Genomic DNA, 16,050 nt, shown 5'->3' with positions numbered 1-16,050 from the left:
ACGACTTTCCCTGACCCAACCCGGCACCGCCTGTCGCAGTCAGGGGCTGGGCGGCCGTTCCGGGTTGCCCTGTGGGCACGGCCGCCCAGCGCTCGCGTGCCCTCGATCTGTCATCGCAGCGTAATGCCCATGTAAGGGGTATGCCGGTCATAGGACGATATTTCTAAAGACGTTCTTTGCGCGGTATGTTGCTGGGTCTGACATCCCGCCCTACATCACGGCCGGTACGCTGGGGATGTCAGCTCTGACTAGGAAGGGACCGAGCAGAGACGTGGACTTCACCAAACGCCTCTACCAGCGGTTCTCCTCCCTCCTGCACGAGCTGGCCAAGTTCGGCAGCATCGGCGCCATCGCCTTCCTCATCGACCTGGGGCTGCTCAACCTGTGCAGCGTGGTGTTCGACCTGGGGCCGCTGACGTCCAAGGTCGTGGCGACGTCGATCTCCACGACGTTCGCGTACGCGGGCAACCGGCTGTGGACCTTCCGGCACCGCGAGCAGAACGGGCTGGGGCGCGAATATTTCCTGTTCTTCCTGCTCAACGGCATCGCACTGCTGTTCGGCATGCTGACGATCGGCTTCACCACCTACACCCTCAACCTGCACGACACGCTCAGCCTCAACATCGCCAACATCGTCGGCGTGGGGCTCGGCACCCTGTTCCGCTACTGGTCGTACAAGAAGTGGGTGTTCCTGGAGGCCACCGAGCCGATCCCGGTGGAGCTGCCCGAGGGCGGCGTCAGGCAGGACCGCTGACCACCCGGTTCCGGCCGTCGTCCTCGGCGGGGCGCAGGAAGATGGCGAACGTCGCCGGGCGCCGGCGCACCAGCTCCAGCCGGCCGCCGTCGGCCGCCGCCAGCGCGCGGGCCAGCGTCAGGCCGAGCCCGGTGCCTCCGCCGCCGCTGACGTTCCGGTCGAAGATCTTGGGGGCGATCTCGTCGGCGATGCCGGGGCCCTCGTCCGCGACCTCGATCACCACGTAGTTGTCGCCGCAGGTGGTGGTGACGGTGACGGCGCCGCCGCCGTGACGCAGGGAGTTCTCCAGCAGCGAGGCGATCACCTGGCCGAACCCGCCCGTCGTGGCCATCGCCTTCAGGCCGCGGGAGCCGTCGAGCTGCAGCGCACGGTGCGCGTCCCGGAAGACCGGCTCCCATTCGGTGATCTGCTGGACGAGCACCTCGTCGATCGCGACCGGCTCGGCCTGGGCGTGGCGCTGGCGGCGGGCCGCGGCCAGCAACTCGTCGATCACGGCGGTGAGCCGCTCGGCCTGGACGATCGCCGCCTCGCCCTCCTCGCGCACGACGTCCGGCTCGTCGGAGGCGGCCACGATCTCCTCCAGGCGCATGGTGAGCCCGGTCAAGGGGGTGCGGAGCTGGTGGGAGGCGTCGGTGGCGAACTCGCGCTCGCGGGTGAGCAGGTCGGAGATGCGGGTGGCGCTGCGGTCGAGCACCTGGGCGACCCGGTCGAGCTCGGGGATGCCGTATCGGTGCTTGCTCGGCCGCGCGTCCCCGGAACCCAGCCGGTCGGCGATCTTCGCCAGGTCCTGCAGGGGCAGCGTCAACCGGCGGGACTGCACGACGGCCAGGCTCACGGCCACCGCCAGGGCGGCGACGGCCAGGGCCACGATGAGCAGCAGGCGGGCCCGTACGTCCTGCTCGACCTGATCGCGGTCGCGGCTGATGCGTACGTAGACACCGGTGTTGGTCTGGGCGTCCTCAGTCATCAGGTGACCGGACGGCGGGGGCTCGCCGACGACGGTCACCCTGAGGGGGGTTCCACGTTCCCAGATCTGGATGAACCTACCCGGGTACTTTTGCTCCAGTTGCTGGGGGTCGAGCGGCGTCTCCTGGACACGGGCGTACTCCACCTCTCCCACGAGACGCTTGGCTTCCGCCCCAAGCTCCTGAGCCGCCTCATCGACGATCAGGCGGCTGACGACGACGCCCAGGGGGACCCCCAGCAGCAGGACCGCGATTACCGCGACGACCAGGGTGGAGGAGAGCAGTCGGCGGCGCATCTCCTACTCGCGCTCGAACCGGAAGCCGACTCCCCTGACGGTCGTGATGTAACGCGGCTTGGCCGCGTCGTCACCGAGCTTGCGGCGCAGCCAGGAGATGTGCATGTCGAGCGTCTTGGTGGAGCCCCACCAGTTGGTGTCCCACACCTCGCGCATGATCTGCTCGCGGGTGACGACCTTGCCCGCGTCGCGGACCAGGACGCGCAGCAGGTCGAACTCCTTGGTGGTCAGGTGCAGCTCCTTCTCCCCCATCCAGGCGCGGCGCGAGTCGGCGTCGATGCGCACCCCCTGGACGACCGGGGTCTCGGAGGTGCCGCGGCGCAGCAGTGCGCGCACTCTGGCGAGCAGCTCCGCCAGCCTGAACGGTTTCGTCACGTAGTCGTCGGCGCCGGCGTCGAGGCCGACAACGGTGTCCACCTCGTCGACGCGGGCGGTGAGTATCAGAACCGGAGTGCCGTGGCCTTCGGCCCGGATCCGGCGGGCGACCTCGAGACCGTCCATTTCTGGCAGGCCAAGGTCAAGAACGATGAGATCGATGCCGCCCGACAGGGCCCTCTCCAGGGCCTGCGGGCCGTCGGGACTCACCTCAACCTGATAGCCCTCGCGGCGCAGCGCACGCGCGAGTGGCTCGGATATCGAGGTGTCATCCTCGGCGAGAAGTACGCAGGTCATGAAGCGATCGTAGGACCTTAGGCGATCGTTTCCCGGGCACAGCGCGCGGTTTGACTCGTCGTTGACCTATCCATTGACCTGGGCAAACACAGCTAAAATACGGTACGTCGTGATTAAAGCACCGCCGTTTTCCGCCCGAGAATCATCGGACGATCATGCCCGGTCGAGAGAGGATCAACCCCGCCACGCCAAGGGCAGGCCCTGAACATTCGACTGCGATCATGGGGAAATGTCGTTGAATGCCGTGAATCGCGCTCGCGAAATGTGGGCCCGGCTCGCCCGGGTCCCCGTCACGTTCCCGGGCCGGGGAGGCGTGAGCGTGGCGGTCTCGCCGGAGTCCTGGATGTGCCCGCCCGGATGGTCCGGCATCGTGACGCTGGACGGGGCGATCCTGGCCGTCGTGCCCCGGCCGGGCCTGGTGGAGCCGGTGCGGGAGCGGCTGCTCGCCCACCTCGGGTCGGGCGCCGGGCTGGCGGCGCTCACCGATCTCGCGGGGCCCTCGGCCGGCGACGTCCTGGGGCCGGCGGCGCTCGCCTATCTCGACGAGGCGGACTTCGTGCCCGCCCCCGCGCAGGCGGAGAGCCTGCCTCCGGGGCACGGCGACGTGCTGGCGCTGGTGGCCTCGGTGCCGGAGGAGGACGCGCAGGAGAGCGGTCTCGACGAGACCACGTCGGCCGCGTACGTGGTCCGCGACGGGCGGGAGGTCGTCGCGGCGGCGGCGTACCGGCCGTGGCTCGACACGGCGGCGCACGTCTCCGTGCTGACCGCCACCACGCACCGGGGGCGCGGGCTGGCCCGCGCGGTCGCCTCGGCCGCCGTCGCGGACGCGCTGGCGAACGGGCTGCTGCCGCAGTGGCGGGCCCGGGTCGAGGCGTCGCGCCGGGTGGCCCGGGCACTCGGGTTCCGGGAGCACGGCGAGCAGATCAGCCTCCGCCCCGGCGGCTGAAGGCGCCGCTGATCGCGTTGCCGGCCGTGGCGGCGGCACCCCCGGTGACCTGACGCAGGCGTTGCCCGTCGGGGGCGTGCGCGGGGGACGTGGCGGTGGGAGTCTCGTGGCGTGACGGCCTGGTGGCGCAGGTCACGCCGCACGCGGGCGTACCGGTGAGCTCACGGTACGGCCGGCGGGCGAGGCGGGTCGTGGCCGCCGAGGCCGGGCGGTCGTACACGATGGCCGCCCCGGCCTGCGCGCTGCCCGGCGGTCAGTCGTCCGACGAGTGCGGCTTGGCGTAACGGGCCAGGTAGAGCTGCTCCCCGAGGCTGCGGATCAGGCCCAGCTCCGTCTCCAGGTAGTCGATGTGCTCTTCCTCGTCCTCGAGGATCTCCTCGAAGATGCGGGCAGAGGTGACGTCGCCTTTCTCGCGCATGAGCTGGATCGCCGGGCGCAGCCGCTGCACCACCGACATCTCCACCTCAAGGTCGGCCTTGAGCTGCTCCTCGACGGTCTGGCCGATGTGCAGCGTGCCCAGGCGCTGGTAGTTGGGCAGGCCCTCCAGGAAGAGGATGCGATCGGTGAGGCGCTCGGCGTGGCGCATCTCGTCGATCGACTCTTCGCGGGTGTGCTCGGCGAGCTTCGTGTATCCCCAGTTCTCCTGCATCTTGGCGTGCAGGAAATACTGGTTGATCGCGGTGAGCTCCGCGGTCAGCTGTTCGTTGAGCAACTCGATGATCTGCTTGTCGCCCTGCATGAAACGGGCTCCTCGTCGCTATCCGGCTATGCGGTCGTGAGTTCTTCAGACCGTTTCAGGATCGCACAGATCTTCCGTACACAACGGGCACAGTCCCCACCAGCACCGGTGGTGTCGCGGATCTGCTTCGCGCTCGTCGCCCCGGAGGCGATGCAGTCGTGGACCTCGTTCTCGGTCACGGCACGACAAATGCACACGTACATCCAGGGACTAGCCTCTCGTGAAGGAACGGGCGCCTTTAGGTTAGGCACACCTAAGGTAACCCACTTTGGTAAGGCTTGCCTACGTTGGGTGGGTCACAGTCGCCTATCCCCGCCTGTCAGTGCCCCCTGGCGATCCACTCCTCCAGGTGCGGGGCCTCCCCGCCGATCGCGGTGGAGTCGCCGTGCCCCGTGTGCACGACGGTCTCGGGCGGCAGGGTGAGAAGCCGGTCGCGGATCGAGTCGATGATCGTCTCGAACGAGCTGTGGGAACGGCCGGTCGCCCCCGGGCCGCCCTTGAACAGGGTGTCGCCGCTGAACAGCGCCCCCAGGTCGGGCGCGTGGGCGCAGACGGCTCCGGGCGAGTGGCCGGGGGTGTGCAAAATCTGCAGGGCGACCCCGCCGACCACGAGCTTCTCGCCGTCGGCCAGCGGTTCGTACGTCACCTCCGGCCCGTACACCTGCTCCCACAGCACCTGGTCGGCCGGATGCAGCCGGATCGGCGCACCGGTCAGCCCGGCGAGCTCCTTCGCCGCGTTGATGTGGTCGTTGTGCGCGTGGGTGCAGACGATGGCCCTGACCGTACGCCCGCCCACCCGCTCGGCGATCGCCGCGGCGTCGTGGGCGGCGTCGATGACCACGACCTCGCGGGCGTCCCCGACCAGCCAGACGTTGTTGTCGACGTCCCACGTGCCGCCGTCGAGCGAGAACGTGCCCGAGGTGATGACCCGGTCGATCATGAGAAGACCACCACCGAGCGCAGCACCTCGCCGCGGTGCATCTTCGCGAACGCCTCCTCGACCCCGTCCACGGAGATGGTCTCCGACACGAACTTGTCCAGGGGCAGGCGGTTCTGCAGGAACAGGTCGATCAGCATGGGGAAGTCGCGGCTGGGCAGGCAGTCGCCGTACCAGGAGGACTTCAGCGCGCCGCCGCGGCCGAACACGTCGAGGAGGGGCAGGTCGATGCGCATCTCCGGGGTCGGCACGCCGACCAGCACGACCGTGCCGGCCAGGTCGCGGGCGTAGAACGCCTGCTCGTACGTCTCCGGCCGGCCCACCGCCTCGACCACCACGTCCGCGCCGTTGCCGCCCGTCAGGTCGCGGATCGCCTCGACCGGGTCGTTCTCCCGCGAGTTGACCGTGTGGGTGGCGCCGAACCCGCGGGCCCACTCCAGCTTGCGGTTGTCCACGTCCACCGCGATGATCTTCGAGGCGCCGGCCAGCGAGGAGCCCAGGATCGCCGCGTCCCCGACCCCGCCGCAGCCGATCACCGCCACGCTGTCGCCGCGCGTCACCCCGCCGGTGTTGATCGCCGCGCCGATCCCGGCCATCACGCCGCAGCCCAGCAGGCCGGCGACCTGCGCCGGAGCCTCGGCGGAGACCTTCGTGCACTGCCCGGCCGCCACGAGCGTCTTGTCGAGGAACGCCCCGATGCCGAGCGCGGGCGACAGCTCGGTGCCGTCCTTGAGCGTCATCTTCTGCCTGGCGTTGTGGGTGGCGAAGCAGTACCAGGGCCGGCCGCGCAGGCAGGCGCGGCACTGGCCGCACACCGCGCGCCAGTTGAGGATCACGAAATCGCCGGGCTCCACCTCGGTGACCCCGGGGCCGACCGCCTCGACCACGCCCGCCGCCTCATGGCCCAGCAGGAACGGATAGTCGTCGCTGATCCCGCCCTCGCGGTAATGCAGGTCGGTGTGGCAGACCCCGCAGGCCTGCACCTCCACCACCACCTCGCCCGGACCCGGATCCGGGACGATCACCGTCTCGAGCGAAACTTCCTGGCCCTTGCCCCGGGCGATGACGCCCTGCACTTCGTACGGCATGCCAGCCATCTTGTGTCAGGAGGATGATCTCCGCAAGACATACGGCTGGACCACGCCGAGTCCTCTCGCGGGACGCCGCCTGATCTTGTGCAGTTCGTAGCCGTCCAGCCCTTCGGCCAGCTCCGCGTCGACCAGGATGGTGCCGGGGCGGGCGATGGCGGTGAGCCGGGCGGCCAGGTTGACGGTGGTGCCGAAGACGTCGCCCATCGAGGACACGACCGGGCCGTACGCCATGCCGATGCGCAGCTCGTCGGCCCCGACCAGGTCGAGCGCGACGGCCGCGGCCCCCTCCCGGGTCGGGGCGGTGAACAGCACCTCGTCCCCCAGCGTCTTGACCAGCCGGGCGCCGTGGGAGGCCACCACGTCGGAGGCCCGCGACTCGAACCCCTCGACCAGCCGGGCCAGCTCCTTCTCGTCGAGCTCGCGGCTGCGCCTGGTGAACGACACCAGATCCGCGAACCCCACCGCCATCGGCACCCGCGTCGGCACCAGCTCGTCGTTGACGTCGGCGATGGCCAGCAGCCGGGTGCCGGCGGCGGCGAGCTGGGCCCGCCAGACGTGGGTCAGGACGTGCTCGAAGTCGGGCATCAGGCCCTGCGCCGTGTCGAGCACCGTGGCCAGGTCGTCCGCGGAGGGCTCGTCCGGCAGCAGGGTGCCGATCATGATCTCGGCCTGCCACTGCGCCAGCCTGGCCGTGGTCTGGCCGAGCGCGCGGGCCATGCGGATGACCGTCTGCTCGTCGAGCAGGCCGCTGTCGAGCATGCTCCGGACCCGGCGCAGCGCGTCGACGTCGGCCTCGGTGAACGCCACGGCGTCGTCGGCCCGCTGCGCGAAGCCGAGCGCGCGCCAGATGCGCTCAGCCAGCTCCTGCGGCACGCCGCTCTTGGCGGCGACCTCCGACCGCGTGAAGCGCGGCGGCAGGCCGATGAGCAACCGCTCGATCTCCTCGGCGGTCGGGCGGCCCGGGCGGGATTCGCTCACGCGATGGAGGCTACGTCAGCGGCCGTCGAGCTCGCCGTCCGACGCGTCCTCGACGAGCCTGAACAGGTCGGTGCGGACGTCCTGGATCTTCGGGATGTCCTTCAGCACGATCTCGCCCCGGTCGCCGGCGGACTCCACCGTCAGCGTGCCGCAGCCGAACAGGCGCTCCGCGAACGTCTGGTCGGAGCTCACCGTGTTGACCTTGGTGATCGGGATCTCGTCGGTCGACTTGTTGAGCACGCCGGTGCTGATCGTGAAGCGGTGCGTGGTGAGCACGTAGCCGGTGTTCTTCCACCGCAGGTACGGCACGAACGACCAGATCGTCAGCAGGATGAGACCGATGACGACGACCGCGATCCTGGCGTAGGAGGCGTAGGCGAAGTCACCCGGGATGAAGTACAGCGCCGCACCCGAGGCCGCGGCGATGAGAAGAAGCGCGATGAAGGGGACGACCAGCCGCTTCCAGTGAGGGTGGAAGGATCGGACGCGCCGCTCACCCTGCGTCAGATGATGGTCGGGAAGGGTCATGGGCAAATGGTGCCACCATCCCCGCCCGGCTGCCACGCCGACGACGGAACGCGGCCACTAGTCCGCGGGGCGGACGTGCACGACGTCGCCGGCGCTCAGGGTGTATTTCTCGCCCGCCGCCTCCACCTGCAGGTGCCCGAAGTGGTCCACCCCGGTCGCCTGCCCCGTCAGCGACTGCTGCCCCGGCAGCTCCACCCTGACCTGCCGCCCGACGGTGGCGCTGGTGGCGAGGTAGGCCGAGCGCAGCCCGGACGCCTCCACATCGCCCTTGGCCTCCGTCCACTCGCGGTAGTGGACCTCGATCTCCCTGAGCACGGCGCGCAGCAGCGGGTCGCGGTCGACGCAGGCCGCCTCCTCGATGGCCAGCGACGTGGCGGTCTCGACCGGGAGCTCCTCCGGCCTGAGCGTCACGTTCAGGCCCATGCCGATGACGACGGCGTCGTCCACCCGCTCGGCCAGCACCCCGGCCAGCTTGCGCTCGCCGATCAGCAGGTCGTTGGGCCACTTGAGGCGCACGTCGACCTCGGCCAGGCGGCGCACGGCCGAGGCGGCGGCGACGCCGTACAGGAGCGACAGCCAGCCCTGCCCCGCGAGCGGCACGGTCGGCCTGAGCAGGATCGAGAACGTCAGCCCCGAGCGCGGCGGCGCCGACCAGGCGCGGCCCAGCCGGCCGCGGCCGGCCTCCTGCGCCTCCGCCACCAGCACCGTCCCCTCCGGCGCCCCCTCCTGGGCGGCCCGCGCCAGGTCGGCGTTGGTGGAGCCGGTGCTGTCGACCACCTTGACGCCGGTCCACAGCGAGCCGGGGCGGACCAGGGCACGGTTGAGCGCCGCCTCGGAGAGGGGAGGCCGGTCGAGGTCGGAGTAGCGCGAGTCGGGCATCCTTCTATCTTGGCAGGGGGATGATGAAGGGGTGAGCACGCGTCCGCAGCCCGCGCGCCGGGCTTGTTCGCGGTCGCGGGCGCTGTGAAGGCGCGCCCGGGGCCGAGCACCCGCATCCGGATCAGGGAGCTGTCCGGCTCCACGGCCAGGGATCGCCGCGACGACCTGGCCACGGAGGAGCCGCTGGAGATCCGCCTGACGGCGGCCGACGGCACGCGCAGGACGGTGGCGATCACCATGCGCACGCCGGGGCACGACTTCGAGCTGGCCGCCGGGTTCCTGCGGGGCGAGGGGCTGGTGGGCGCCGGGGACATCGCCGCGATCGCGTACTGCACCGACGAGGACCTCCCGCCGGAGGCCCGCTACAACACGGTGACCGTGCACCTGCACGGCCCCGTCCCCGATCTGCCCGCCCTCGACCGGCACTTCCTCACCTCCAGCGCGTGCGGCGTCTGCGGCTCGGCCGGGCTCGAAGCGCTGCGCGACCGGTGCGAGCCGGTCCCCCGCGGCCTGCTGGAGCTGTCCCCTGAGCTCCTGTACACGCTGCCTGACGCGCTGCGGGCGGCTCAGGGGGTGTTCGGCAAGACGGGCGGGTTGCACGCCGCAGGGCTGTTCACGGCCGCGGGGAGGCTGGTGGCGGTGCGCGAGGACGTGGGCCGGCACAACGCGGTGGACAAGCTGGTCGGGTGGGCGGCGCTGAGCGAGCGGCTGCCGCTGTCCGAGCACGTGCTCATGGTGAGCGGGCGGACCAGCTACGAGATCATGCAGAAGGCGCTGGCGGCCGGCCTGCCGGTGGTGTGCGCGGTGTCGGCGCCGTCGTCGCTGGCGGTGGAGCTGGCCAGGGACTTCGGCCTGACGCTGGTGGGCTTCCTGCGGGGGGAGCGCTGCAACGTGTACGCGGGCGCGGAGCGCATCTCCGCCTGAATCAGGTGTGGAATAAAGCATTCCGTTCTGCTAGTCTGAGAACAGAACAAAGCGATCCGTTCCAGTTCTGGAGGACCCCCATGAACCCCTTCCGCATCGACATCCCGCAGGCCGACCTCGACGACCTCCAGGCCCGCCTCGCCCTGACCCGCTTCGCCGACGAGATCCCCGGAGCCGACCAGGGCGTCGGCGTCGACCGGGTCAAGCGCCTGATCGGCCACTGGCGCGACGGGTTCGACTGGCGGGCGCAGGAGGCCAGGCTCAACGCGTACCCGCAGTTCACCACGGAGATCGACGGGCAGAACATCCACTTCGTCCACGTACGCTCCGACAACCCCGACGCGCTCGCCCTGATCCTCACCCACGGCTGGCCCGGCTCCATCGCCGAATACCTCAACGCCATCGAGCCCCTGTCCCGCCACTTCCACCTGGTCATCCCCTCCCTGCCGGGCTACGGCTTCTCCGGGCCGACGCGGGAGCTGGGCTGGAACAACCAGCGCATCGCCCGGGCATGGGCCGAGCTGATGGCCCGGCTCGGCTACGAGCGCTACGGCGCGGTCGGCAACGACGGCGGCTCGATGATCTCCCCGGAGGTCGGCCGGATCGACCCGGAGCACGTCGTGGGGGTGCACGTCACGCAGCTGTTCTCGTTCCCGTCGGGCGACCCGGCCGAGTTCGCCGACCTGAGCGAGGAGGAGCAGGCGGGGCTGGCCGTGCTCGACTGGTTCTGGAAGGAGAAGGGCGCCTTCAACGTGCTGCAGTCACAGCAGCCGCAGACGCTGGCGCACGCCATCGTCGACTCCCCCGCCGGGCTCGTCGGCTGGCTGGCCCAGCTCTTCGACGAGGACCTGGACGACGACTTCGTGCTGACGAACGCGGCCATCCACTGGTTCACCGGGACGGCGGGCTCGGCGCTGCGCCTCTACTGGGAGAACGCCCGGGCCGAGCAGCCGAAGGGACCGACGACGGTGCCGACGGCGCTGGCCATGGCGGAGGGCGACTTCGCGTCCATCCGCCGCTTCGCCGAGCGCGACCACGCGAACATCGTCTCCTGGAAGACCCTCCCGGCCCCGGCCCACGGCCACTACACGGCACACTCCGCCACGGAAGCGCTCACCTCGGACGTCATCGCCTTCTTCGAGAGCCTGCGCTGACCCGGGCCGGGGCAAGGGGGACGCGGGTGACGTCCCCCTTGCGCGGGGCGGGGTCAGCCGGTGTTCTGCAGGCCGGCGGCCACCCCGTTGACCGACAGGAGCAGGAGGGTGGACAGGCGGTCGCGCTCCTGCTCCGACAGGCTCTCCGTGCGGAGCGCGCGCAGGGCCCTGAGCTGGAGGTGCGACAGGGCGTCCACGTACGGGTCGCGGAGCTGGACGGCGCGCGAGAGCACCTTGCGGTTCTCCAGCAGCCTGGTGTGGCCCGTGACGCGCAGGACCAGGTCGCGGGTCCGGTCGTACTCCTCCATGACCTGCCGGGCGAAGTCCTCCCGGCCGCCCAGCGCCAGGTAGCGCTTGGCGATCGAGCGGTCGGTCTTGGCCAGCGACATCTCCGCGTTGTCCAGCATCACGTTGAACAGCGGCCACTCCGCGTACGCCGCCCGCAGCTCGTCCAGGGAGCCGACCGCGGCCAGGCCGGTGCCCAGGCCGTACCAGCCGGGGAGGTTGACCCGGGTCTGGGCCCAGGCGAACACCCACGGGATCGCGCGCAGGTCGTCGAGGGAGCGGGGGGCGCCCAGGCCGCGGCGGGCCGGGCGGGAGCCCAGGCGCAGCGTGCCGATCTCCTCCAGCGGGCTGACCAGGCCGAACCACTCGGGGAAGCCCGGCGCCTCGGTCAGCGCGCGGTATGCCTGCTCCGAGGCCGTGGCCACCTGCTCGGCCAGGCCGCGGAAGCGCTCGGCGGCGGCCGCGGTGCGGGCCCCGACGGTGGGCGAGGAGGCCAGCAGCACGGCGTTGGCCACCTGCTCCAGGTGGCGGCGGGCGATGGCGATGTGGCCGTAGCGGGCGAAGATGACCTCGCCCTGCTCGGTCACCTTGAAGCGGCCCGCGACCGAGCCGGGGGCCTGGGCCAGCACCGCGCGGTTGGCCGGGCCGCCGCCGCGCCCGAGGGCGCCGCCGCGGCCGTGGAACATGCGCAGGTTCACGTCGTGCTCGGCGGCCCAGGCGGTCAGCTCCTCCTGGGCCTCGTAGAGCCGGAGCGTGGCGGCCGCGGGGCCGAGCTCCTTGGCCGAGTCGGAGTAGCCGAGCATGATCTCCATGCGCCGGCCGGTGTCCGCCAGGCGCCGCTGGATCTGCGGGATCTCCAGCATGCCGGTCAGCACGCGCGGCGAGTTGGCCAGGTCCTGGCCCGACTCGAACAGCGGCACCACGTCGAGCACCGGCGCGCGGTCGCCGAGCGCGTGCGAGGCCAGCTCGTAGACGGCCGCGATGTCCTCGGCGGTGCGGGTGAAGGAGACCACGTAGCGGGAGCAGGCCGTGACGCCGAAGCGCTCCTGGATCCAGCCGATCACCCGGATCGTGGCCAGGACCTCCTCGGTGCGCTCCGACAGCTCGCCGCCGGCCCGCAGCTCCTCCAGGGCCGCCGCGTGCACCTGGGAGTGCTGGCGCACCTCCAGCTCGGCCAGGTGGAAGCCGAACGTCTCCACCTGCCAGATGAGGTGCTGCAACTCGCCGTACGCCTGCCGCGGCGCGGAGGCGGCCAGCGACTCCTGGGCCAGCCGCAGGTCGGCCAGCAGCTCGGACGGCGAGCGGTAGGCCAGGTCGAGGTCGCGGCGGCGGGTGGCGGCGATGCGGCCGGCCACGAACAGCAGCCACTGCCGGTGCGGCTCGCGCGGCGAGCGGGTGGCCAGCTCGGAGACCACGTCGGGGTGGGCGTCCACGGCCGCCGCCAGCGCCGACTTCAGCGCGGGCGAGCAGGGCGCGAACTGCGCCGAGGCGGTGAGCGTGCGGGCGATGCGGGTGCAGGCGGTCTCCAGGGCCGTCAGCACGTGCTCGGACTGGATCTGGATGGCCTCGCGGGTGACCTTGGCGGTGACGTTCGGGTTGCCGTCGCGGTCGCCGCCGATCCAGCTCCCGTAGCGGATGAAGGGCCTGGCCTGCGGTGGCCGGGTGCCGGTGCCCTCGTCGAGTGCCGCGTCCAGCGCGCGGTAGACCTGCGGCACCGTGCGGAACAGGGTCTCGTCGAAGGCGGCCATGGCCGTGCGTACCTCGTCGAGCGGGTCGAGCTTGGTCGAGCGGAGCTGGGCCGTACGCCACAGCAGGTCGATCTCCTCCAGCATGCGCCGCTTGCTCTCGGCGCGCTCGGAGGCCCCGCGGCCGGGCGTGTTGTACTCGGTGAGCTGGCCGCTGACCCGCTGGATGGCGGTGACGACGGCGCGCCTGCGCGCCTCGGTGGGGTGCGCGGTGAGCACCGGGTGCAGCTCCAGGCCCGCCAGCAGCTCGGTGACGCGCTCGTGGCCCAGCTCGTGTACGGCCTGTGCCAGCGACTCGCGCTGCACCCTGCCCTCGGCGTCCCGCTCGCGCAGCGTGCGGATGCGGTAATGCTCCTCGGCCAGATTGGCGAGGTGGAAGTAGCAGGTGAACGCGCGGGCGACGGCCACGGCCCGCTCGATCTCCCATCCGGCGACCATTTCGGTGATCACGTCGGCCGAGATCTCGCCCCTGCGCGCCGCGATGACGGCCTTGCGCAACCGTTCGACATCGGCCAGCAGGTCCTCGCCGCCTTGCTCGGCCAGCACCTGGCCGAGCAGTTTGCCGAGCAGACGCACATCGTGACGTAGCTCGTCCGGCATCTCGGTTACGGCGACACTGCGACGCTCGAGCCCCTGGTCAATCATGTTTCGAAGGGTATCGAGTCGTCTCGGGACACCGTAGACCGGTCTCAGCAATTGGACTAGACCACTGCTCAGGTGGGCTTTGACACCGCCAGGAGCAGCTCGGGGGTGCGGGCGAAGCCGATCCTGGCGGCCAGCCGGCGGCCGAGCACCTCTGCCAGCAGGCCGTAGAACGGCGCCAGGACGCACACCCACAAGAGCCCGAACACGAGCGGCAGCACGAACGGCAGCGCGAGCAGCGCGATCCCCACCGTGGCCCCCATCGCGGAGGCGAACGCCAGCCCGCCCTGGCCGGGGGCGGCGCCGCTGAAAGCGTTCATGCGCTCGGGCACGGTGTACGGCAGCACCACGCTCGTCACGGAGCCGACGCCGAGCCCCACCCCGAGCGCGCCCCAGCCGGCCAGCATGCCGGGCAGGATCGCGGCCGGCTGGCCGGCGAGCAGGCCGGTCGCGACGGCGATCATGGCGATCAGCGGCACGGCGATCAGGGCGTTGGCCAGGTGCCGCCCGGCCAGGTCGGTGGCCAGGCCGCGCTCGGAGCCGAAGGTGACGGCGTTCATCCAGAGCGAGCGGCCGTCGATGCCGAAAGCGTTGATCGACTGCAACGCGATCATCAGGGCGCCCGCGCAGGCCAGGGTGACCGGCATGCCGGCGGCGGCCTCGGCCGTCCTGGTCAGGGAGAACGACAGCACGACCGTCACCAGGACCGAGCTGAACCAGCCCACGCGATAGCGGGGGTCGCGCCTGATGTACTTCAGCTCCTTCGTCACCACCGCCGCCAGCGGCCCGTCCGGCAGGAAGCGGTCGATCAGCCCGCTCTCCCTGCGTACGGAGGCCGCCTGCGTTGAGACGTCGGGCGTGACCAGCGCCCGGCTCAGCGCCTTGATCCAGAGCCAGGCCAGCACCACCACGAGCAGCGCCCCGAGCACCACCTCGGCCAGCCCCACCAGGCCGCCGTCGATGACGGCGTGGGCCATCATGCCGGGCGGGGTCCACCTCAGCACGGCGGCCATCTGGTGCAGCATGGCCGTCGGGTCGCCGAAGCCGGAGTTCATCACCAGGTTGGGCAGCTGCGCCAGCAGCACCACGAGCAGCGCCGCCACGGCCAGCACGTCACGGCCGCGCCGGGTGCGCAGCGCGCTGGACAGCGAGGTGGTGATCAGCCGGGACGTCACCACGCAGAGCGCGAACTGCACCAGCACGGCGAGCACCCCGAGCAGCCACCCGCCGGCGCTGGACGCCAGCCCGACCAGGGCGCCGAACGTGACGACCAGCATCGCCGCCGGCCAGACGCCGGTCACGGACGCGGTGAACAGGCCGATCGCGAGCCGGCGCGTGCGCAGCGGGAACAGCGACAGCTTGGCCGGGTCGAGCGTGTCGTCCAGGCCGAACGCGAGCAGCGGCACGACCATCCAGCCGACGAGGAAGGCGGAGAACGCCACGGTCACGAGGGACGCGGCGATGTCGGCGGGGACCAGCCGCAGCAGGCTCATGAGGAAGAAGCCGAGCGCGGCCAGGCCGGCGGCGGCCACGAGGGTGAAGATGAAGCCGAGCTTGCGCTGCAGGTCACCGCGCAGGTTGCCGGCCAGCAGCCGCAGTTTGAGCTGCGCGAACAGCGCGACCGTGCTCACGGGTTCGTCCGGTGTCCGGTGCCCTGCTCGGCTTGGGAGCCGGCGGGTCCGGCGGGTCGGGCGGGTCCGGCGGGTGCGGCCCCGTCGGGCCTGGTGCCCTCGGGTCTGGCGCCGAGCCAGCTCAGGCCGGTCTCGCCGCCGCCCGGGCTGCCGCCGACCAGTTCGAGGAACGCCTGGTTGAGGGGGCGCCCGCCGCGTACGTCCGCTAACGGACCCTGCGCCACGATATGACCCGCACTCATCACCGACACCCAGTCGCACAGCCGCTCGACCAGGTCCATCACGTGACTGGAGAAGATGACGGTCGAGCCGGAGGCGGTGAAGCGGCGCAGCACCTCGGTCAGCGTGTTCGCGCTGACCGGGTCGACGCCCTCGAACGGCTCGTCGAGGAAGAGCACCGACGGGTTGTGCAGCAGCGCGGCGGCCAGGCCGATCTTCTTGCGCATGCCGGTGGAGTAGTCGACGACGAGCTTGTCGGCGGCGTCGGCCAGGTCCATCACGGACAGCAGCTCGCCCGCGCGCTGCTCGACGTCGGCCTTGGGGATGCCGCGCAGGCGGCCGTTGTAGAGCAGCAGCTCGCGGCCCGACAGCCGCTCGAACAGCCGCAGCCCCTCGGGCAGCACGCCGATGCGCGCCTTGACCTCGACGGGATCGCGCCACACGTGGAACCCGTCCACCTCGGCCGCGCCGCCGTCGGGCCGGAGCAGCCCGGTGATCATGCTCAGCGTGGTCGTCTTGCCCGCGCCGTTGGGGCCGACCAGCCCGGCGAAGCTCCCGGCGGGGACGACGAGATCGACCCCCGCGACGGCGATTTGCTGCCCGTATCGCTTGAACAGGCCATGGGTGCGAACCGCATCCGTCATGGATCCACTCTAGGAGGAGCG

17 protein-coding genes are annotated in these 16,050 nt (G+C 71.3%); 4 read left to right on the top strand and 13 right to left on the bottom strand.

Annotated elements, in window-relative coordinates:
• Positions 1-271 precede the first annotated feature (271 nt).
• Positions 272-754 carry a GtrA family protein gene (locus tag ACBJ59_RS45525; protein WP_375116316.1) on the top strand — a complete coding sequence of 161 codons (483 nt, stop codon included), beginning with the start codon at positions 272-274 and terminating at the stop codon, positions 752-754.
• Here ACBJ59_RS45525 and ACBJ59_RS45520 read toward each other — a convergent pair.
• Positions 738-2,015, bottom strand: a complete 1,278-nt coding sequence (locus tag ACBJ59_RS45520; protein ID WP_364127824.1) for an ATP-binding protein — start codon at positions 2,013-2,015, stop codon at positions 738-740. The two genes, ACBJ59_RS45525 and ACBJ59_RS45520, sit on opposite strands and share 17 nt — an antisense overlap.
• 3 nt (positions 2,016-2,018) lie before the next feature.
• Positions 2,019-2,687, bottom strand: coding sequence for a response regulator transcription factor (locus tag ACBJ59_RS45515; RefSeq protein ID WP_043620820.1), 669 nt, complete (start codon positions 2,685-2,687; stop codon positions 2,019-2,021).
• A gap of 313 nt (positions 2,688-3,000) precedes the next feature.
• On the opposite strand from ACBJ59_RS45515, the gene ACBJ59_RS45510 reads away from it, so the two are divergent.
• Positions 3,001-3,633, top strand: coding sequence for a GNAT family N-acetyltransferase (locus ACBJ59_RS45510; RefSeq protein ID WP_375116315.1), 633 nt, complete (start codon positions 3,001-3,003; stop codon positions 3,631-3,633).
• Here ACBJ59_RS45510 and ACBJ59_RS45505 read toward each other — a convergent pair.
• The 8 genes from ACBJ59_RS45505 to ACBJ59_RS45470 form a co-directional block, all read right to left on the bottom strand.
• Complete coding sequence (locus tag ACBJ59_RS45505; RefSeq protein WP_375116314.1) at positions 3,611-3,853, bottom strand: hypothetical protein; 243 nt, start codon at positions 3,851-3,853, stop codon at positions 3,611-3,613. The two genes, ACBJ59_RS45510 and ACBJ59_RS45505, sit on opposite strands and share 23 nt — an antisense overlap.
• 33 nt (positions 3,854-3,886) lie before the next feature.
• A complete protein-coding gene (gene bfr, locus ACBJ59_RS45500) occupies positions 3,887-4,372 on the bottom strand; it encodes a bacterioferritin (protein ID WP_375116313.1) in 486 nt (161 codons plus the stop codon).
• Positions 4,373-4,398: 26 nt separating this feature from the next.
• Positions 4,399-4,575, bottom strand: coding sequence for a bacterioferritin-associated ferredoxin (locus ACBJ59_RS45495; protein ID WP_127939836.1), 177 nt, complete (start codon positions 4,573-4,575; stop codon positions 4,399-4,401).
• Positions 4,576-4,691: 116 nt separating this feature from the next.
• The gene (locus ACBJ59_RS45490; RefSeq protein WP_375116312.1) at positions 4,692-5,312 is read right to left on the bottom strand and encodes an MBL fold metallo-hydrolase; all 621 of its coding nucleotides are present in this window, start codon (positions 5,310-5,312) and stop codon (positions 4,692-4,694) included.
• Entirely contained in the window at positions 5,309-6,397 is a 1,089-nt protein-coding gene (locus ACBJ59_RS45485; RefSeq protein ID WP_375116311.1) for an S-(hydroxymethyl)mycothiol dehydrogenase, read from the bottom strand. The genes ACBJ59_RS45490 and ACBJ59_RS45485 overlap by 4 nt, the downstream gene beginning before the upstream one ends.
• Positions 6,398-6,412: 15 nt before the next feature.
• Positions 6,413-7,378 (bottom strand): adenylate/guanylate cyclase domain-containing protein, encoded by a 966-nt coding sequence (locus tag ACBJ59_RS45480; RefSeq protein WP_375116310.1) that lies wholly within the window; start codon positions 7,376-7,378, stop codon positions 6,413-6,415.
• Between the two features lie 15 nt (positions 7,379-7,393).
• Positions 7,394-7,906, bottom strand: a complete 513-nt coding sequence (locus ACBJ59_RS45475; RefSeq protein WP_375116309.1) for a PH domain-containing protein — start codon at positions 7,904-7,906, stop codon at positions 7,394-7,396.
• A gap of 57 nt (positions 7,907-7,963) precedes the next feature.
• Complete coding sequence (locus tag ACBJ59_RS45470; RefSeq protein WP_375116308.1) at positions 7,964-8,785, bottom strand: biotin--[acetyl-CoA-carboxylase] ligase; 822 nt, start codon at positions 8,783-8,785, stop codon at positions 7,964-7,966.
• Between the two features lie 84 nt (positions 8,786-8,869).
• Between ACBJ59_RS45470 and fdhD the strand changes: the two genes are divergently transcribed.
• Entirely contained in the window at positions 8,870-9,709 is an 840-nt protein-coding gene (gene fdhD / locus ACBJ59_RS45465) for a formate dehydrogenase accessory sulfurtransferase FdhD (RefSeq protein WP_375116307.1), read from the top strand.
• A gap of 80 nt (positions 9,710-9,789) precedes the next feature.
• Entirely contained in the window at positions 9,790-10,863 is a 1,074-nt protein-coding gene (locus tag ACBJ59_RS45460; protein ID WP_375116306.1) for an epoxide hydrolase family protein, read from the top strand.
• Positions 10,864-10,916: 53 nt separating this feature from the next.
• Here ACBJ59_RS45460 and ACBJ59_RS45455 read toward each other — a convergent pair whose 3' ends face one another.
• From ACBJ59_RS45455 to ACBJ59_RS45445, 3 genes are all read right to left on the bottom strand, one after another.
• Positions 10,917-13,538 (bottom strand): phosphoenolpyruvate carboxylase, encoded by a 2,622-nt coding sequence (locus ACBJ59_RS45455; RefSeq protein ID WP_375116305.1) that lies wholly within the window; start codon positions 13,536-13,538, stop codon positions 10,917-10,919.
• Positions 13,539-13,606: 68 nt separating this feature from the next.
• Positions 13,607-15,166, bottom strand: coding sequence for a hypothetical protein (locus ACBJ59_RS45450; RefSeq protein ID WP_375116304.1), 1,560 nt, complete (start codon positions 15,164-15,166; stop codon positions 13,607-13,609).
• On the bottom strand, positions 15,163-16,029 hold the full coding sequence (locus tag ACBJ59_RS45445; protein ID WP_375116303.1) for an ABC transporter ATP-binding protein: 867 nt from the start codon (positions 16,027-16,029) through the stop codon (positions 15,163-15,165). Before ACBJ59_RS45445 ends, ACBJ59_RS45450 begins: the two co-directional genes overlap by 4 nt.
• Between the last annotated feature and the right edge of the window lie 21 nt (positions 16,030-16,050).

Origin of the sequence: Nonomuraea sp. MTCD27 (assembly GCF_041950495.1) — a bacterium.
Classification (GTDB): domain Bacteria; phylum Actinomycetota; class Actinomycetes; order Streptosporangiales; family Streptosporangiaceae; genus Nonomuraea.
This window is presented reverse-complemented; position numbering and strand designations above follow the sequence as displayed.

Bases quoted from the DNA above. Each gene is read 5' to 3' on its own strand.
- ACBJ59_RS45520 (WP_364127824.1), bottom strand. From the start codon at position 2,015: ATGCGCCGCCGACTGCTCTCCTCCACCCTGGTCGTCGCGGTAATCGCG.
- ACBJ59_RS45515 (WP_043620820.1), bottom strand. From the start codon at position 2,687: ATGACCTGCGTACTTCTCGCCGAGGATGACACCTCGATATCCGAGCCA.
- bfr (WP_375116313.1), bottom strand. From the start codon at position 4,372: ATGCAGGGCGACAAGCAGATCATCGAGTTGCTCAACGAACAGCTGACC.
- ACBJ59_RS45495 (WP_127939836.1), bottom strand. From the start codon at position 4,575: ATGTACGTGTGCATTTGTCGTGCCGTGACCGAGAACGAGGTCCACGAC.
- ACBJ59_RS45490 (WP_375116312.1), bottom strand. From the start codon at position 5,312: ATGATCGACCGGGTCATCACCTCGGGCACGTTCTCGCTCGACGGCGGC.
- ACBJ59_RS45485 (WP_375116311.1), bottom strand. From the start codon at position 6,397: ATGCCGTACGAAGTGCAGGGCGTCATCGCCCGGGGCAAGGGCCAGGAA.
- ACBJ59_RS45475 (WP_375116309.1), bottom strand. From the start codon at position 7,906: ATGACCCTTCCCGACCATCATCTGACGCAGGGTGAGCGGCGCGTCCGA.
- ACBJ59_RS45470 (WP_375116308.1), bottom strand. From the start codon at position 8,785: ATGCCCGACTCGCGCTACTCCGACCTCGACCGGCCTCCCCTCTCCGAG.
- ACBJ59_RS45460 (WP_375116306.1), top strand. From the start codon at position 9,790: ATGAACCCCTTCCGCATCGACATCCCGCAGGCCGACCTCGACGACCTC.
- ACBJ59_RS45455 (WP_375116305.1), bottom strand. From the start codon at position 13,538: ATGATTGACCAGGGGCTCGAGCGTCGCAGTGTCGCCGTAACCGAGATG.
- ACBJ59_RS45445 (WP_375116303.1), bottom strand. From the start codon at position 16,029: ATGACGGATGCGGTTCGCACCCATGGCCTGTTCAAGCGATACGGGCAG.